Origin of the sequence: Streptomyces sp. AC558_RSS880 (assembly GCF_019049255.1) — a bacterium.
Classification (GTDB): Bacteria; Actinomycetota; Actinomycetes; order Streptomycetales; family Streptomycetaceae; genus Streptomyces.
In genome coordinates, this window is sequence record NZ_JAGMUJ010000072.1 from 1 (window position 1) to 14,172 (window position 14,172).

Annotated in this window: 13 protein-coding genes; 10 read left to right on the forward strand and 3 right to left on the reverse strand. The window is 73.6% G+C overall.

Going from position 1 to position 14,172, the window contains the following annotated elements; all coding sequences use genetic code 11:
• Window positions 1-401 precede the first annotated feature (401 nt).
• The 3 genes from KUM38_RS22575 (at window position 402) to KUM38_RS22585 (ending at window position 2,409) form a co-directional block, all read left to right on the forward strand.
• Entirely contained in the window at window positions 402-1,622 is a 1,221-nt protein-coding gene (locus KUM38_RS22575) for a saccharopine dehydrogenase family protein (protein WP_217131237.1), read from the forward strand.
• Between the two features lie 111 nt (window positions 1,623-1,733).
• Window positions 1,734-1,991 (forward strand): WhiB family transcriptional regulator, encoded by a 258-nt coding sequence (locus KUM38_RS22580; RefSeq protein ID WP_217131238.1) that lies wholly within the window; start codon window positions 1,734-1,736, stop codon window positions 1,989-1,991.
• Between the two features lie 67 nt (window positions 1,992-2,058).
• The gene (locus tag KUM38_RS22585) at window positions 2,059-2,409 is read left to right on the forward strand and encodes a DUF488 domain-containing protein (RefSeq protein WP_217131239.1); all 351 of its coding nucleotides are present in this window, start codon (window positions 2,059-2,061) and stop codon (window positions 2,407-2,409) included.
• Here KUM38_RS22585 and KUM38_RS22590 read toward each other — a convergent pair.
• Together KUM38_RS22590 and KUM38_RS22595 are read right to left on the reverse strand one after the other, a co-directional pair.
• A complete protein-coding gene (locus tag KUM38_RS22590) occupies window positions 2,406-4,079 on the reverse strand; it encodes an FAD-binding dehydrogenase (protein WP_217131240.1) in 1,674 nt (557 codons plus the stop codon). The genes KUM38_RS22585 and KUM38_RS22590 overlap by 4 nt on opposite strands.
• Window positions 4,016-4,720, reverse strand: a complete 705-nt coding sequence (locus KUM38_RS22595) for a TetR/AcrR family transcriptional regulator (protein ID WP_254397603.1) — start codon at window positions 4,718-4,720, stop codon at window positions 4,016-4,018. The genes KUM38_RS22590 and KUM38_RS22595 overlap by 64 nt, the downstream gene beginning before the upstream one ends.
• Before the next feature lie 148 nt (window positions 4,721-4,868).
• Between KUM38_RS22595 and KUM38_RS22600 the strand changes: the two genes are divergently transcribed.
• The 3 genes from KUM38_RS22600 to KUM38_RS22610 are packed head-to-tail and all read left to right on the forward strand — an operon-like array spanning window position 4,869 to window position 8,154.
• Window positions 4,869-6,077, forward strand: a complete 1,209-nt coding sequence (locus KUM38_RS22600; RefSeq protein ID WP_217131241.1) for an acyltransferase — start codon at window positions 4,869-4,871, stop codon at window positions 6,075-6,077.
• A 50-nt stretch (window positions 6,078-6,127) separates the two neighbouring features.
• Window positions 6,128-6,880, forward strand: coding sequence for an MBL fold metallo-hydrolase (locus tag KUM38_RS22605; RefSeq protein WP_217131242.1), 753 nt, complete (start codon window positions 6,128-6,130; stop codon window positions 6,878-6,880).
• A gap of 41 nt (window positions 6,881-6,921) precedes the next feature.
• Complete coding sequence (locus tag KUM38_RS22610) at window positions 6,922-8,154, forward strand: DUF4032 domain-containing protein (protein ID WP_217131243.1); 1,233 nt, start codon at window positions 6,922-6,924, stop codon at window positions 8,152-8,154.
• An 18-nt stretch (window positions 8,155-8,172) separates the two neighbouring features.
• On the opposite strand, the gene KUM38_RS22615 is transcribed toward KUM38_RS22610, so the two are convergent.
• Window positions 8,173-9,045, reverse strand: a complete 873-nt coding sequence (locus tag KUM38_RS22615; RefSeq protein WP_217131244.1) for a universal stress protein — start codon at window positions 9,043-9,045, stop codon at window positions 8,173-8,175.
• Window positions 9,046-9,258: 213 nt separating this feature from the next.
• Between KUM38_RS22615 and KUM38_RS22620 the strand changes: the two genes are divergently transcribed.
• The 4 genes from KUM38_RS22620 to KUM38_RS22635 all read left to right on the forward strand — a co-directional run bounded on the left by KUM38_RS22620 (window position 9,259) and on the right by KUM38_RS22635 (window position 14,141).
• Window positions 9,259-10,935: an FAD-dependent oxidoreductase gene (locus KUM38_RS22620; protein WP_217131245.1), complete on the forward strand. Its 1,677-nt coding sequence runs from the start codon at window positions 9,259-9,261 to the stop codon at window positions 10,933-10,935.
• Window positions 10,932-12,401, forward strand: a complete 1,470-nt coding sequence (locus KUM38_RS22625; RefSeq protein WP_217131246.1) for an ATP-binding protein — start codon at window positions 10,932-10,934, stop codon at window positions 12,399-12,401. The genes KUM38_RS22620 and KUM38_RS22625 overlap by 4 nt, the downstream gene beginning before the upstream one ends.
• The gene (locus tag KUM38_RS22630; protein WP_217131247.1) at window positions 12,398-12,751 is read left to right on the forward strand and encodes a UBP-type zinc finger domain-containing protein; all 354 of its coding nucleotides are present in this window, start codon (window positions 12,398-12,400) and stop codon (window positions 12,749-12,751) included. Before KUM38_RS22625 ends, KUM38_RS22630 begins: the two co-directional genes overlap by 4 nt.
• Before the next feature lie 88 nt (window positions 12,752-12,839).
• Window positions 12,840-14,141, forward strand: coding sequence for a CAP domain-containing protein (locus tag KUM38_RS22635; RefSeq protein WP_217131248.1), 1,302 nt, complete (start codon window positions 12,840-12,842; stop codon window positions 14,139-14,141).
• Window positions 14,142-14,172 lie beyond the last annotated feature (31 nt).

A 14,172-nucleotide genomic window follows, 5' to 3' on the forward strand; every position in this document is an offset into this window, starting at 1 on the left:
GCAGCCGGCATCTGGCACAACTGGACCACCGGCGCCAAGATCAAACGATCCCTGATCGCCTACGACCACTGAGAACATCGGACTCACTCATCTAGGGGGTGTCGTTTGGATCTTGCCGGGGTCGCGGGCCCCGGGCCGGGCCGTTCCCGGCGCCCTCCAGGAGCATGTCCGGCGCCGTCGGGCAGGCACCGGCGCCCCTGCGGCAGGCCCCGGCCGCTCCTCGTCGGCCTGCGGCGCCGTCGGCGCTCCGCGGGACCACGCGCCTCGGCGTCGTCGCCTCCTCGCGCTCCTGCGCCGGCGCCATTGACCTCGTGCCGTCGCGAGGCGTTGTATCTCCGGCCGGGGCCCGCACACATCCCGGATCCACGAGGATCCACGAGGCAGAGAGGGAGTGCTCCGTCATGCGCGTACTGCTCGTGGGAGCCGGCGGGGTGGGCACCGCCGTCACCCGGATCGCGGCCCGGCGGCCGTTCTTCGACCGGATGGTGGTGGCCGACCGCGAGCCGGGCCGGGCCGAGGCGGCGGTCGCCGCGCTCGGCGGGGAGGGTGCCCGGTTCCGTGCCGAGCGCGTGGACGCCGGTGACGAGGACGGGGTGGCGGCGCTGCTCGCACGGCACGGCTGCGACGTCCTGCTCAACGCCACCGACCCCCGGTTCGTGATGCCGCTGTTCCGCGCCGCGCTCCGCGCCGGCACCACCTATGTCGACATGGCGATGTCGCTGTCCCGGCCGCACGCCGAGCGGCCGTACGAGGAGTGCGGGGTCAAGCTCGGCGACGAGCAGTTCGCGCGGTCCGGGGAGTGGGCGGCGGCCGGTGCGCTGGCCCTGGTCGGCATGGGGGTGGAGCCGGGCCTGTCGGACGTGTTCGCCCGGTACGCCGCCGACGAACTCTTCGACGGGATCGAGGAGATCGGCGTCCGCGACGGCGCGAACCTCACGGTGGACGGCCACGGCTTCGCGCCGTCCTTCAGCATCTGGACCACCATCGAGGAGTGCCTCAACCCGCCCGTGGTCTACGAGAAGGACCGCGGCTGGTTCACCACCGAGCCGTTCAGCGAGCCGGAGGTGTTCGACTTCCCCGCGGGCATCGGCCCGGTGGAGTGCGTGAACGTCGAGCACGAGGAGGTGCTGCTCGTCCCGCGCTGGGTCGACGCGCGACGCGTCACCTTCAAGTACGGTCTGGTCCGCGAGTTCGTCGACACGCTCAGGACGCTGCGCCTGCTGGGCCTGGACCGCACCGAACCGGTGACCGTGCCCGGCCCGCAGGGCCCGGTGCGGGTCTCCCCCAGGGACGTGGTGGCCGCCTGTCTGCCCGACCCGGCGACGCTGGGCGAGCGGATGCGCGGCAAGACCTGCGCCGGCACCTGGGTGCGGGGCGTGAAGGACGGGGCGCCGCGCGAGGTGTACCTGTACCACGTGGTCGACAACCAGTGGTCCATGGCGGAGTACGGCTGCCAGGCCGTGGTGTGGCAGACCGCCGTCAATCCCGTCGTCGCCCTCGAACTGCTCGCCGGCGGCGCCTGGTCGGGCACCGGCGTGCTCGGTCCGGAGGCGTTCCCCGCGGGGCCGTTCCTGGACCTGCTGACCGCGTACGGCTCGCCCTGGGGACTGCGCGAACAGTGACCGCGCGCACGGCGTTCCGTTGTTTCACCACCGGTCGACAGGTGACCCGAAGAGGAGTAAGGCGCCCAAAAGGGTGCTGTCCGCCTTCACACCGATCGCAGGTGACTCTCGATGGACAACTGGCGCGCACGTGCGGCCTGCAGGACCGAGGACCCCGACCTCTTCTTCCCGATCGGCACCTCCGGACCCGCCCTGATGCAGACGGAACAGGCCAAGGCCGTGTGCCGACGCTGCCCCGTGCGGGAGCAGTGCCTTCAGTGGGCACTGGACACGGGGCAGTCCATCGGGGTGTGGGGCGGTACGAGCGAGACGGAGCGCCACGCCCTGAAGCGCCGCGTCGCCGCGCGGCGGACCGCCGGGGGTTCCTGAGAGGGCTCGCCGTGCCCGGCCCCCTGAGCCGCAGTACGCTCGCGGGACACCACGGGAAGGGGCCGCCATGAGCGTGCGCGTGCGCCGTGTCTACGAACCGCCCGAGCCGGACGACGGGGTCCGGATCCTGGTCGACCGGCTGTGGCCGCGCGGTCTGGCGAAGGACGCGGCGCGGGTGGACGAGTGGCCCAAGGGGCTGACCCCGTCCACCGAGCTGCGCCGCTGGTACCACGCGGACGACCGGCCGTACGAGGAGTTCCGCGAGCGCTACGAGGCGGAACTCGCCGCTCCGGAGGCCGCCGAACTCCTGGATCACCTCCGCGAGCTCGCCGGGAAGGGCTCGGTGACCCTGCTGACCGCGTCCAGGAGCCCCAAGGCCGGTCACGCGGAGGTGCTGGCCCGTCTGCTGGAGGACTAGGCGGTCCGCGCGGCCGCCGCCCGCCCCGCCGCCCGGCCCGAGAAGAGACAGCCGCCGAGGAAGGTGCCCTCCAGGGCGTTGTAGCCGTGGACACCGCCGCCGCCGAAGCCCGCCACCTCGCCCGCCGCGTACAGGCCCTCGACGGGCCGGCCGTCGGTGCCCAGCGCACGGGAGTCCAGGTCCGTCTGGATGCCGCCCAGGGTCTTGCGGGTGAGGATGTTCAGCTTGACGCCGATCAGCGGGCCGGCCGCGGGGTCGAGGATGCGGTGCGGGGTGGCGACGCGGCCGAGGCGGTCGCCGATGTAGCGGCGGGCGTTGCGGATGCCCTGCACCTGGGCGTCCTTGCTGTAGGCGTTGTCCATCTGCAGGTCGCGGGCCTCGATCTGGCGGCGCAGGACGGCCGCGTCGAGCAGCGGTTCGTCGGTGAGGGCGTTCATCTTCTCGACGAGCTGTTCGAGGGTCGGGGCGGTCACGAAGTCGGCGCCCTTGCGCAGGAACGCGTCCACCGGTCCGGGGGCGCCCTTGCCCAGCAGGCGGGTGCGCAGGAAGCCGGCCCGGTCCTTGGCGGTGATGTCGGGGTTCTGCTCGGAGCCCGACAGCGCGAACTCCTTCTCGACGATCCGCTGGGTGAGGACGAACCAGGAGTGGTCGTGTCCGGCGATGTCCTCGGTGGTGCGCAGGTGCTTCAGCGTGCCGAGGGTGTCGTAGCCGGGCAGACAGGGGTCGGGCAGGCGGCGGCCGAGGGCGTCGAACCACATCGAGGACGGCCCCGGCAGGATGCGGATGCCGTGTCCGGGCCAGACCGGGTCCCAGTTCCGCAGGCCCTCGGTGTAGTGCCACATGCGGTCCCGGTTGACCAGGCGCACCCCCGCGCGGGCGCTGATGTCGAGCATCCGCCCGTCGACGTAGGCCGGGACCCCGGTGACCATCTCCCGGGGCGGGGTGCCCAGCCGCTCGGGCCAGTACCGGCGGACGATGTCGTGGTCGGCGCCGATGCCGCCGCTGGTGACGATCACGGCCTGGGCGGTGAGCTCGAACTCGCCGGTCGTCTCGCGGCTGGAGGCGACCCCGCGCGGCGCGTTGTCCTCGGCCAGAACGGTGCCGCGCACCCCGCGCGCGGTGCCGCCCTCGACGACGAGTTCGTCGACCCGGTGGCGGTGGTGGAAGGTGAGCAGTCCGTCGCGCGCGGCCTGCCGGGCGTACCGGACGAAGGGGGCGACGACACCGGTTCCGGTGCCCCAGGCGATGTGGAAGCGGGGCACGGTGTTGCCGTGGCCGTCCGCGCGGAGGTCGCCGCGCTCGGCCCAGCCGACGGTGGGCAGGAAGGTGATGCCGTGGCCGTCCAGCCAGGACCGCTTCTCCCCCGCCGCCCACTCGACGTAGGCCCTCGCCCAGCGCACCGCCCAGGAGTCCTCGTCGTCGAGCCGGTCGAAGCCCGCGCTGCCCTGCCAGTCGTTCCAGGCGAGGTCGAAGGAGTCCTTGATGCCCAGGCGCCGCTGTTCCGGTGAGCCGACGAGGAACAGCCCGCCGAAGGACCAGAAGGCCTGGCCGCCGAGGTTGGCGGCGTTCTCCTGGTCGACCAGGGCGACCCTGCGGCCCCTGCTGGTCAGCTCGTGGGCCGCGACGAGGCCCGCGAGTCCCGCTCCGACGACGATGACGTCGGCGTCCATGGCGACCGTCCCTTCCTGTTGCGCGGTGACTGTTGTCCGGTGAGCAGCGCGGTGAGCAGTTGTTTCAGCCAGGCCCGGGCGCCCGCGACGTCCCGGTCCAGGAGCAGTCGGGTGGTGACGCCGTCGTAGGCGGCGACCACGGCGTGCGCGGCGCCCTCGACGTCACCGAGCACGGCGGGCAGTTCGGTGTGGCCGCGGGCCCGGGCGAGCCGGTCCTCGACCGCCCGCCGCAGCCGTGCCCGGTGCTCCAGCAGGGCGCGCGCCACCTCCGGGTCGCGGGCGGCGTGCACCAGGAAGTCGGTCTTCACCAGCAGCCAGTCGCGGTCGAGGAGCAGGACCTCGGTGACGCGGTCCACGGCGGCGGGCACGTCGAGGTCGGGACCGTCCTGGGCGAGGGCCCCGGCGACCTGCTCGGCGATCAGTTCGGCGCGCTCCGTGTACAGGGCGAAGAACAGTTCGTCCAGGCCGGCGAAGTTGGAGTAGAAGGCGCCCCTGGTGTAGCCGGCGGCCTCGCAGACCTCCTCGATCGAGACGTGCCCGAAGCCCTTGGCGGCGAAGACGGAGAACGCGGCCTCGAGCAGGTTCGCGCGCGTGCGCAGACGGCGCCTGGTGACGCGCCCCGCCGTACCGCCCACCGCCATGCCGGCCCCGTTCCCTCGGTTCGATACGGGAACGTATCCGATACGCCGGTGTATCGAAAGGTCCTGGAGCGGCGGAGTCCGTGCCGGAAGCCTGTCCTCCCCGCCCCCGCTCCTCCACACTGGGCCGCACCCGGGCGGGGAGGGGCCGATGGGCGCGGACACGGAGCGGGGGCCGGGGGCCGGCCGGCGCGGCGAACTGGACGTGCTGCGCGCCCTCGTCGTCCTCGGGCTGGTGTTCTTCCACACCGCCCTCGTCTTCTCCCCGGACGACGACTTCTACGTCAAGAACGCCCGGACCACGGACGCCGTCACCGTCCTCGCCGGGTTCGGTGTGGTGTGGGCCATGCCCATGCTGTTCCTCGTCGCCGGTCTCGGTGCCCGGCACTCGATCCGCCGCCGGGGGCCCGGCGGGTTCGCCCGGGAACGGCTGCTGCGCCTGGGCGTCCCGCTGGTCTTCGCGACGGTCGTGCTGTGCCCCCTCCCCCCGTGGCTGCGGCTGCGCGCCGCCGACCCCGGGTACGACGAGTCGTACGGGCGGTTCTGGGTGCGCTTCCTGTCCGTGCGGCCGGACCTCGCCGACTTCCCCTTCGTCCTGGAGGGCGACCACTTCGAGACCGGACACCTGTGGTTCGTCGTCCTGCTGCTCGCCTTCTGCCTGCTGCTCGCGCCGGCCGCCGCCCGGCTGGCGGCCGGGGCCGACCGCGTGGCGCCCGCGCTGCGGCGGCGGCCGGCGCTGCTCCTGCTCCCCGCACTGCCGCTCGCCGCCGTCAACGCGCTGCTGGGCATGGAGGAGGGCTACGCGGGCTGGAACCGCTGGGCCTACCTGCTCTTCTTCGTGTACGGCTTCGCCCTCGCGGACGACGAGCGGGTCCGGGAGCCCATGCGCCGCGCCGCGATCCCCGTGGGTGTGCTGGGTGTGGCGCTGTTCGCCGGGACCGCGCCCGGTTTCGTCGCCGGGGACGACCCGTTCACCGCGTGGACCCCGTTCGCGCTGGTGACCAGGGCGCTGTTCGGGGCGGCCGGCTGGTGCTGGGTGGTCGCGATCCTCGGCCTGCTGGACCGGCCGGGACGCCCGCGCGTACGGAGCGGCCGGGGCAGCGGGTCCAAGGTCCTGCCCTACCTGGCCCTCGCCGCCCTGCCGCTGTACGTGCTGCACCAGCCGGTCGTGGTCGCCTTCGCGTACGGCGTGGTCGGCTGGTCCGCGCCGATGGCCGTCAAGTACGCGGTGATCGTGGCCGCCTCCCTGGCGGTGGTCCTCGCGCTGTACGAGTACGGGGTGCGCAGGTGGACGGCGACCCGGTTCCTGTTCGGGATGCGCCCCGACCCGCGCACCCCTCCGCCCGCGCCCGCGCGGTGATCTGCTTTCCTACTCTCCTCGGACGGCAACGACTCGAACTCGGGACGATCATGCGAGCAACCGTGCGGCACGTCGCGGACGGCACCTTTCTGGTGCACGGCACGAACACCAACTGGGTGATCCTGACCGAGGGGGACGCCGTCACGCTGATCGACACCGGCTACCCCGGCGACCGCGAGGGACTGCTCGCCTCCCTCGCGGAGGTGGGGAGTTCACCGGAGGCGGTGACGGCCGTGCTGATCACCCACGCCCACAGCGACCACCTGGGATCCGCCGAGTACCTGAGCGCCGCGTACGGCACTCCCGTCTACACCCACAAGGCCGAAGTCCCGCACGCCCGGCGGGACTTCCTGCACCAGGTGACCGTCGGGCAGGTACTGCGCAACGGCTGGCGGCCGGGCGTGCTGCCGTGGGCGGCGCACGCCCTGCGCTCCGGCGGGACGGCGGACGTGGCGGTCACCGCGCCCGAGCCGTTCCCGGAGTCCGGTCCGGGCCCGCTCGACCTGCCCGGCCGGCCCGTGCCCGTGCACACGCCCGGCCACACCGCCGGGCACTGCGCGTTCCACTTCCCGGAGACCGGGGTGGTGGTGTCGGGCGACGCCCTGGTGAGCGGCCACCCCACCTCGCGGGTCGAGGGACCGCAGATGCTGACGGACATGTTCCACCACGAACGCGCCACCGCCGTGGCCTCGCTGGACGTCCTGGCCGGGCTGGACGGCGGCCTGCTGCTGCCCGGGCACGGCCCGCTGCACGAGGGGTCCGTACGGGACGCCGCCCGGCTGGCCCGGGAGCGGGCCCAATAGAGTGAGGTGACGATCACCCGCGAGACGAGGACACCGCCGCCATGGCACTGCAGATCAACGCCACCAACCCGGAGCACCCCGCGCTCCTGTTGGAACTGCCGTGGCACCTGCCGCTGGAGGAGTGGCCCGAGGAGTACCTGGTGCCGCTGCCGCGCGGCATCTCCCGGCACGTGGTGCGCTACGCGCGCGCCGGCGACGAGGTGATCGCGGTCAAGGAGCTCGCCCAGCGGCCCGCGCTGCGCGAGTACGAGCTGCTGCGCGACCTGGACCGGATCGGCATCCCGGCCGTCGACCCGCTCGCCGTGGTCACAGGCCGCACCGACCCCGCCGGGGAGCCGCTGGAGAGCGTCCTGATCACCCGTCACCTCGGCGGCTCGATGCCGTACCGGTCGATGTTCGAGACGACGCTGCGCCCGGCGACCATGCACCGGCTGATGGACGCGCTCGCCGTGCTCCTGGTGCGGCTGCACCTCGCCGGGTTCGCCTGGGGCGACTGCTCGCTGTCCAACACGCTGTTCCGGCGCGACGCGGGCGCCTACGCCGCCTACCTCGTGGACGCCGAGACCGGGGACCTGCACCCGGAACTGAGCGTCGGCCAGCGCGAGTACGACCTCGATCTCGCGCGCGTCAACATCAGCGGCGAACTGCTCGACCTGGAGGCATCCGGGGCGCTGCACCCCTCCGTCGACCCGATCGAGTTCGGCACCGAGATCTGCGCCCGCTACCAGAGCCTGTGGCAGGAGCTGACCCGCACCTCCGTCTACCCGGCGGGCAAGCACCACTACATCGAGCGCCGCATCCGCCGGCTGAACGACCTCGGTTTCGACGTGGCCGAGATGCAGATCGAGCACGCCTCCAACGGCGACACCGTCACCTTCGTGCCCAAGGTCGTGGACGCCGGTCACCACCAGCGGCAGCTGCTGCGCCTGACCGGCCTCGACGCCGAGGAGAACCAGGCCAGGCGGCTGCTGAACGACCTGGAGAGCTGGATGGCCACCCAGGACGACTACGCGCCGGGCGACCCCCTCGGCGCCCGCCCGGAGGTCCTCGCCCACCGCTGGGTGCGCGAGGTCTTCCGGCCCACCGTGCGGTCCGTGCCGCCGGAGCTGCGCGGCCCGATGGACGCCGCGGAGATCTACCACGAACTGCTCGAGCACCGCTGGTACCTGTCCGAGCGGGCGCAGCACGACATCGGTCTGGACACGGCCGTCGAGGACTACATCAGGAACATCCTGCCGAAGGCGCGGGAGACGCTCCAGCCGACGAACGACTGACCCGGCGGTCCGGCCCCGTCAGGCCGGCGGCACCACCGCCACCGGGCAGTCCGCGTGGTGCAGGACACCGTGGGCCACCGAGCCGATCCGGGCGCCCACGGCCGTGCGGCGGGCGCGGCGGCCGACCACCATCAGCTGGGCGGTGCCCGCCACCGACAGCAGCACCTGTCCGGCGCTGCCCATCTCGACGTGCTCGATCACGTGCACGTCGGGATAGCGCTCCCGCCACGGCGCGAGGGCCGCCGCCAGCGCCTTCCGCTCGTACGGTTCCAGGCCGCCGGCCTCGTCGAGGAGCCGGAGCGAGGCGGGGCTGTAGGCGAACACCGGCGGCAGGGTCCAGGCCCGTACGGCGCGCACCGTGGCCCCGCGCCGGGCCGCGGTCTCGAAGGCGAGGCCGAGCGCGGCGGCGCTGTCCTGCGGGTCGCCCTGCTGGCCGACCACGATCTCGTGCCCGGCGACCTCGTCCGACGCCTGGTCCCCGGCCCGCACGAACACCACAGGGCGTTCGGCGTCGACGATCACCTGCTGGCCGACCGAGCCGACCAGGAAGCCCATGATCCGCCCGTGCCCGCGCGAGCCGAGCACCAGCATCTCCGCGTCCGCGGCGACACCGGTCAGTGTCCGCACGGCGTCGCCCTCCAGGACGTCCGTCGTCACGGCGAGACCGGGGTGGCGTTCACCGACGGCGCGGACCGCCTCCTCCACCGACGCGCGGACCCACTGCTCCTGGGTCGCCCGGTCCCCCGTGTCCACCGCGTCGTGCGCCTCGAACCGCCAGGCGTGCACCACCCGGAGCGGCAGTCCCCGGCGGACCGCCTCCCGCGCCGCCCAGGCCAGCGCGGCGAGGCTCTCCCCGGTTCCGTCGATCCCTGCCGTGATCGGGCGCGTCATGCGGTTCCCTCCCGGTGTCGTGTCCGAACTCTCGTGTTCCCAGTCTTCCCCACGCCACCGTCCCGGCCGCACGCGGTCGCGCCGCACGTGGAGCTCACGCATACCTGAGCGATTCGGCGCGACCGAACATACGATGGGCGGGGCCGGTGCGGTGGCCGCGGCCGGACCGGGGCCCGCCGCGCCGGGGATCCGACCGCACGACGTGGGGGACGTATGGCACAGGCCGCCGAAGCGGCGCGGACCGTGATCATGACGGTGGACGACGACCCGGGCGTCTCCCGCGCCGTGGCCCGGGACCTCAGACGGCGCTACGGGGCGTCGTACCGGATCGTGCGCGCGGAGTCCGGGGAGTCCGCGCTGGACGCGCTGCGCGAACTGAAGCTGCGCGGCGACCTCGTCGCCGTGATCCTCGCCGACTACCGGATGCCGCGGATGAACGGCATCGAGTTCCTGGAACAGGCCCTCGACATCCATCCGGGCGCGCGCCGGGTGCTGCTCACCGCGTACGCCGACACCGGCGCGGCCATCGACGCGATCAACGTCGTCGACCTCGACCACTACCTCCTCAAGCCGTGGGACCCTCCGGAGGAGAAGCTCTACCCGGTCCTGGACGACCTCCTCGAGGCCTGGCGGCGCAGCGACCACCGGCCGGTGCCCAGCACCAAGGTGGTCGGGCACCGCTGGTCGGCGCGCTCCTCGGACGTGCGGGAGTTCCTGGCCCGCAACCAGGTGCCCTACCGCTGGTACTCCGCCGACGAGCCGGAGGGCCGGCGGCTGCTGGCCGCCGCGGGCGAGGACGGGATGCGGCTGCCGGTGGTGATCACCCCGGACGGGACGCCCCTGGTGGAGCCGGAGTCCGTGGACCTCGCCGCCCGGGTGGGCCTGGCGACGACCCCGGAGGCCGACTTCTACGACCTGGTGGTGATCGGCGGCGGCCCGGCGGGGCTCGGCGCGGCGGTCTACGGGGCCTCCGAAGGACTGCGGACCGTGCTGGTGGAGCGGTCGGCGACCGGCGGGCAGGCCGGGCAGTCCTCCCGGATCGAGAACTACCTGGGCTTCCCCGACGGCGTGTCGGGGGCACAGCTCACCGACCGGGCGCGGCGGCAGGCGACGAAGTTCGGCGCCGAGATCCTCACCGCGCGGGAGGTGACGGGTCTCGAGGTCAACGGCGGCGCCCGGGTCGTACGGTTCTCCGACGGTTCGGCGGTCGCCGCGCACAGCGTGATCCTGGCGACCGGGGTGTCGTACCGGCAGCTGGCGGCACCCGGCTGCGACGAGCTGGGCGGCTGCGGTGTCTTCTACGGGTCGGCGCTGACGGAGGCCGCCGCCTGCCAGGGCCACGACGTGTACATCGTCGGCGGCGCCAACTCGGCCGGGCAGGCCGCGATGTATCTGTCCCGGTTCGCCAAGTCGGTGACGCTGCTGGTGCGCGGGCCGGATCTGGCGGCGTCGATGTCGTACTACCTGATCCAGCAGATCGACCGGGCGCCGAACATCTCGGTGCGGTGCGGCGCGGTCGTCGAGGGCGCGCACGGCGACGGTCGTCTGGAGCGGCTGATGCTGCGCGACACGGGCAGCGGGCAGACCGAACTCGTCGACGCGCAGTGGCTGTTCGTGTTCATCGGCGCGGCCCCGCTGACCGACTGGCTGGACGGCACGGTGCTGCGGGACGAACGCGGGTTCATCCTCGCCGGGCCCGATCTGACCCCCGACGGGCGGCCGCCGGCGGACTGGGAGCTGGACCGGCCGCCGTACCACCTGGAGACCAGCGTGCCCGGCGTGTTCGTCGCGGGCGACGCGCGCGCGGAGTCCGCCAAGCGGGTCGCGTCCGCCGTCGGAGAGGGAGCCATGGCCGTGATGCTCGTCCACCGGTACCTGGAGCAGTCGTGAGCGGGCGGCCGATGCCGTGCAGCCCGCGGGAGATCGGCGCCCTGTTCCTGTTCGAGAAGCTCAGCGCCGAGCAGCTCGGGCGGCTCTGCGGGGAGGGACGGGTGGAGCGGTTCGAGCCCGGACCCGTCTACGCCGAGGGCGATCCCGCCACCTGCTTCTACGTGATGCTGGAGGGCACCGTCGTGCTGTCCCGCCGGGTCGGCGGGGACGACGTGGAGGTCAGCCGCACGTCCCAGCGCGGGGTGTACGCGGGGGCCATGCAGGCGTACCTCGGGGACCGGGTGCGGCAGGTCTACAACAACTCGATGCGCGTGACGGAGCCGACGCGGTTCTTCGTGCTGCCCGCGGACACGTTCGCGAGCATCATGCAGGAGTGGTTCCCGATGGCGGTCCACCTGCTGGAGGGGCTGTTCTTCGGTTCGAAGAGCGCCCAGCGGGCCATCGGCCAGCGGGAACGGCTGCTGGCGCTGGGCTCGTTGTCGGCCGGGCTGACGCACGAGCTGAACAACCCCGCCGCGGCGGCCGTACGGGCGACGGCGACGCTGCGTGAACGCGTCGGCAAGATGCGGCACAAGCTGCGCGTCATCTCCGCGGGCACCTACGACCGCGAGACCCTGGCCGACCTGATCGACATCCAGGAGCGGACGGCCGAGCGGGTCGCGAAGGCGCCCGTGCTCAGCCCGCTGGAGGCGTCGGACCGGGAGGACGAGCTCTCCGACTGGCTGGACGACCACGGCATCCCCGACGGCTGGCGGATCGCCCCGACGTTCGTCCAGGCCGGACTGGACCTGGACTGGCTGGACCAGGTCGCCGCCGCCGTCGACGAGGCGACGCTGCCGTCGGCGGTCGGCTGGCTCAGCTACACGGTCGAGACGGAACTGCTCATGGACGAGATCGCGGACTCCACGAGCCGGATCTCGCACCTCGTCGACGCCGCCAAGCAGTACTCGCAGCTCGACCGCGCCCCCTTCCAGGTCGCCGACGTGCACGAACTCCTCGACAGCACCCTGCTGATGCTGTCGGGGAAGTTCGGGCAGCGGATCAAGGTGGTCAAGGAGTACGACCGGACGCTGCCGCGGATCCCGGCGTACCCGGCGGAGCTCAACCAGGTGTGGACCAACCTGATCGACAACGCGGTCTCCGCCATGAACGGCGCGGGCGGTCAGGACCGGCCGGGCACGCTGACCGTGCGCACCGCGCGGGAGAACGACCGGCTGCTGGTGGAGTTCGGCGACACCGGCACGGGCGTCCCGCCGGAGATCCGCGACCGGGTCTTCGACCCGTTCTTCACCACCAAGCCGGTGGGCGAGGGCACCGGACTGGGCCTGGACATCTCCTGGCGGATCGTGGTCGACAGGCACCACGGGACCCTCCGGTTCGAGTCCGAGCCGGGCGACACCCGCTTCCAGGTGCTGCTGCCGCTCACCGCTCCGGCCCCCGACGACACCCCCGAGGAGTCCGCATGACCAGCGACCACGCCATCGACCCCGACGTCCCGCCGACCGGCCCGGGCTGCGCCGACTGCGACGCCGTGGGCGGCTGGTGGTTCCATCTGCGGCGCTGCGCGCAGTGCGGCCACATCGGCTGCTGCGACAGCTCGCCCGGTCAGCACGCCACGGCACACTTCAAGGCCACCGGGCATCCCGTGGTCCGCAGTTACGAGCCGGGCGAGGACTGGTTCTGGGACTACGCCGCCAACGAGCTGTACGATTCCGGCCCCGATCTCGCCCCGCCCGTGAGCCACCCGGCCGACCAGCCGTCGCCGGGTCCGGCGGGACGGGTTCCGTCGAACTGGGCGGAGACGCTGCGCCGCTGAGGAACCGCGGCCGGGAACCCGCGGCCGCCGCCCGTCGTTGTCCGGACACCCCCCACCGGTCCGTGTACGACGACAGCAGGGCGGCGTGATGCAGGAGTTGGTCCCCGGCGGGAATCTGGCCCTCCCGGGCGGCGCCGTGACCGTCCGGGTGCCCGGCCCCTTCGACGTGTCCGCGCTGATCACGGACGACGGCGGAAAGGTGCGCGACGACGGCGACTTCGTGTTCTACAACCAGCCGTCCGCGCCGGGCGCCCGGCTCGGCGGGGACACCCTGACCGTCGACCCGGCGGCGCTGCGTCCCGGCGCCGCGCGCGTCACGGTGGCCGTCAGCCCCGCCGACCCCGGCACCCCGCTGAGCGGGCTGCCCGCCCCCGTGCTCCAGGTCGCCGGCGCCGGCGGCCGTCCGCTCGCCCGGTTCTCCCCGCCCCGGGTGCGGCAGGAGGCCGTGCTGCTCCTCGCGGAGATCTACCGGCGCGGCGGGGACTGGAGACTGCGCGCCCTGGGACAGGGGTACGCCGACGGACTGGCCGGTCTCGCACGGGACTTCGGGGTCGAGGTGACGGACGACGGCGGGGCGGCCGCCCCGCGCACGGCGCCCGCCGCCCCGGCCCGCCCGGCCGCCGGGGACGGCTTCCTCGGCCTGGTGAACGCCGCCCGGGCCGCCGCCGGTTCGCCTCCGGTCACCCATGACGCGCGGCTGGCCGACGCGGCGCGGGAGCACGCCGGCATGATGGCGCGGGGCGGACGCCTCGCTGTCGAGGGCGTGGACGGCGTCTCCGTCCACCAGCGGGTCGTCGCCGCCGGGTACCCGTACCTCACCGTCGGCGAGCACCTGGTCTCCGGGCCGCTCACCGTCGACCGGTTCGTCGACCACTGCCTGCGCCACGACGCGGCCCGCCGCACCGTGTGCGACCCCTCCTTCACCCACGCCGCCGTGGCGTCCTGCGACGGGTCCGGCGACACCTACTGGACGGCGCTGTGGGCCAGTCCGCTCACCCCGGACGGGCGGGACCGCACGGCCGGCGAGGTCATCGACCTCACCAACCGGGAGCGCGCCCGCGCCGGACTGCCGCCCCTGTCCCGCGATCCCCGGCTGACCGCGGCCGCGCAGGCGCACAGCGCCGACATGGTGGCCCGCGACTTCTACTCCCACACCGCGCCCGACGGCGGCAAGCCCTGGGACCGGGCCGCCGCAGCGGGCTCGGCACTGCGGACGATCGGCGAGAACATCGCGTGCGGACAGCGCTCGGCCGCCGAGGTCGTCCAGGGCTGGATGAACAGTCCCGGTCACCGCGCCAACATCCTCAAGGCCGGTTTCACCCGCATCGGCGTCGGATTCGCGGGCGGCGGCCGGGCGGGCACGTACTGGACCCAGCTCTTCGGTGGCTGACGGGGCCGGTGCCGTCCGCGCACGATCCTGG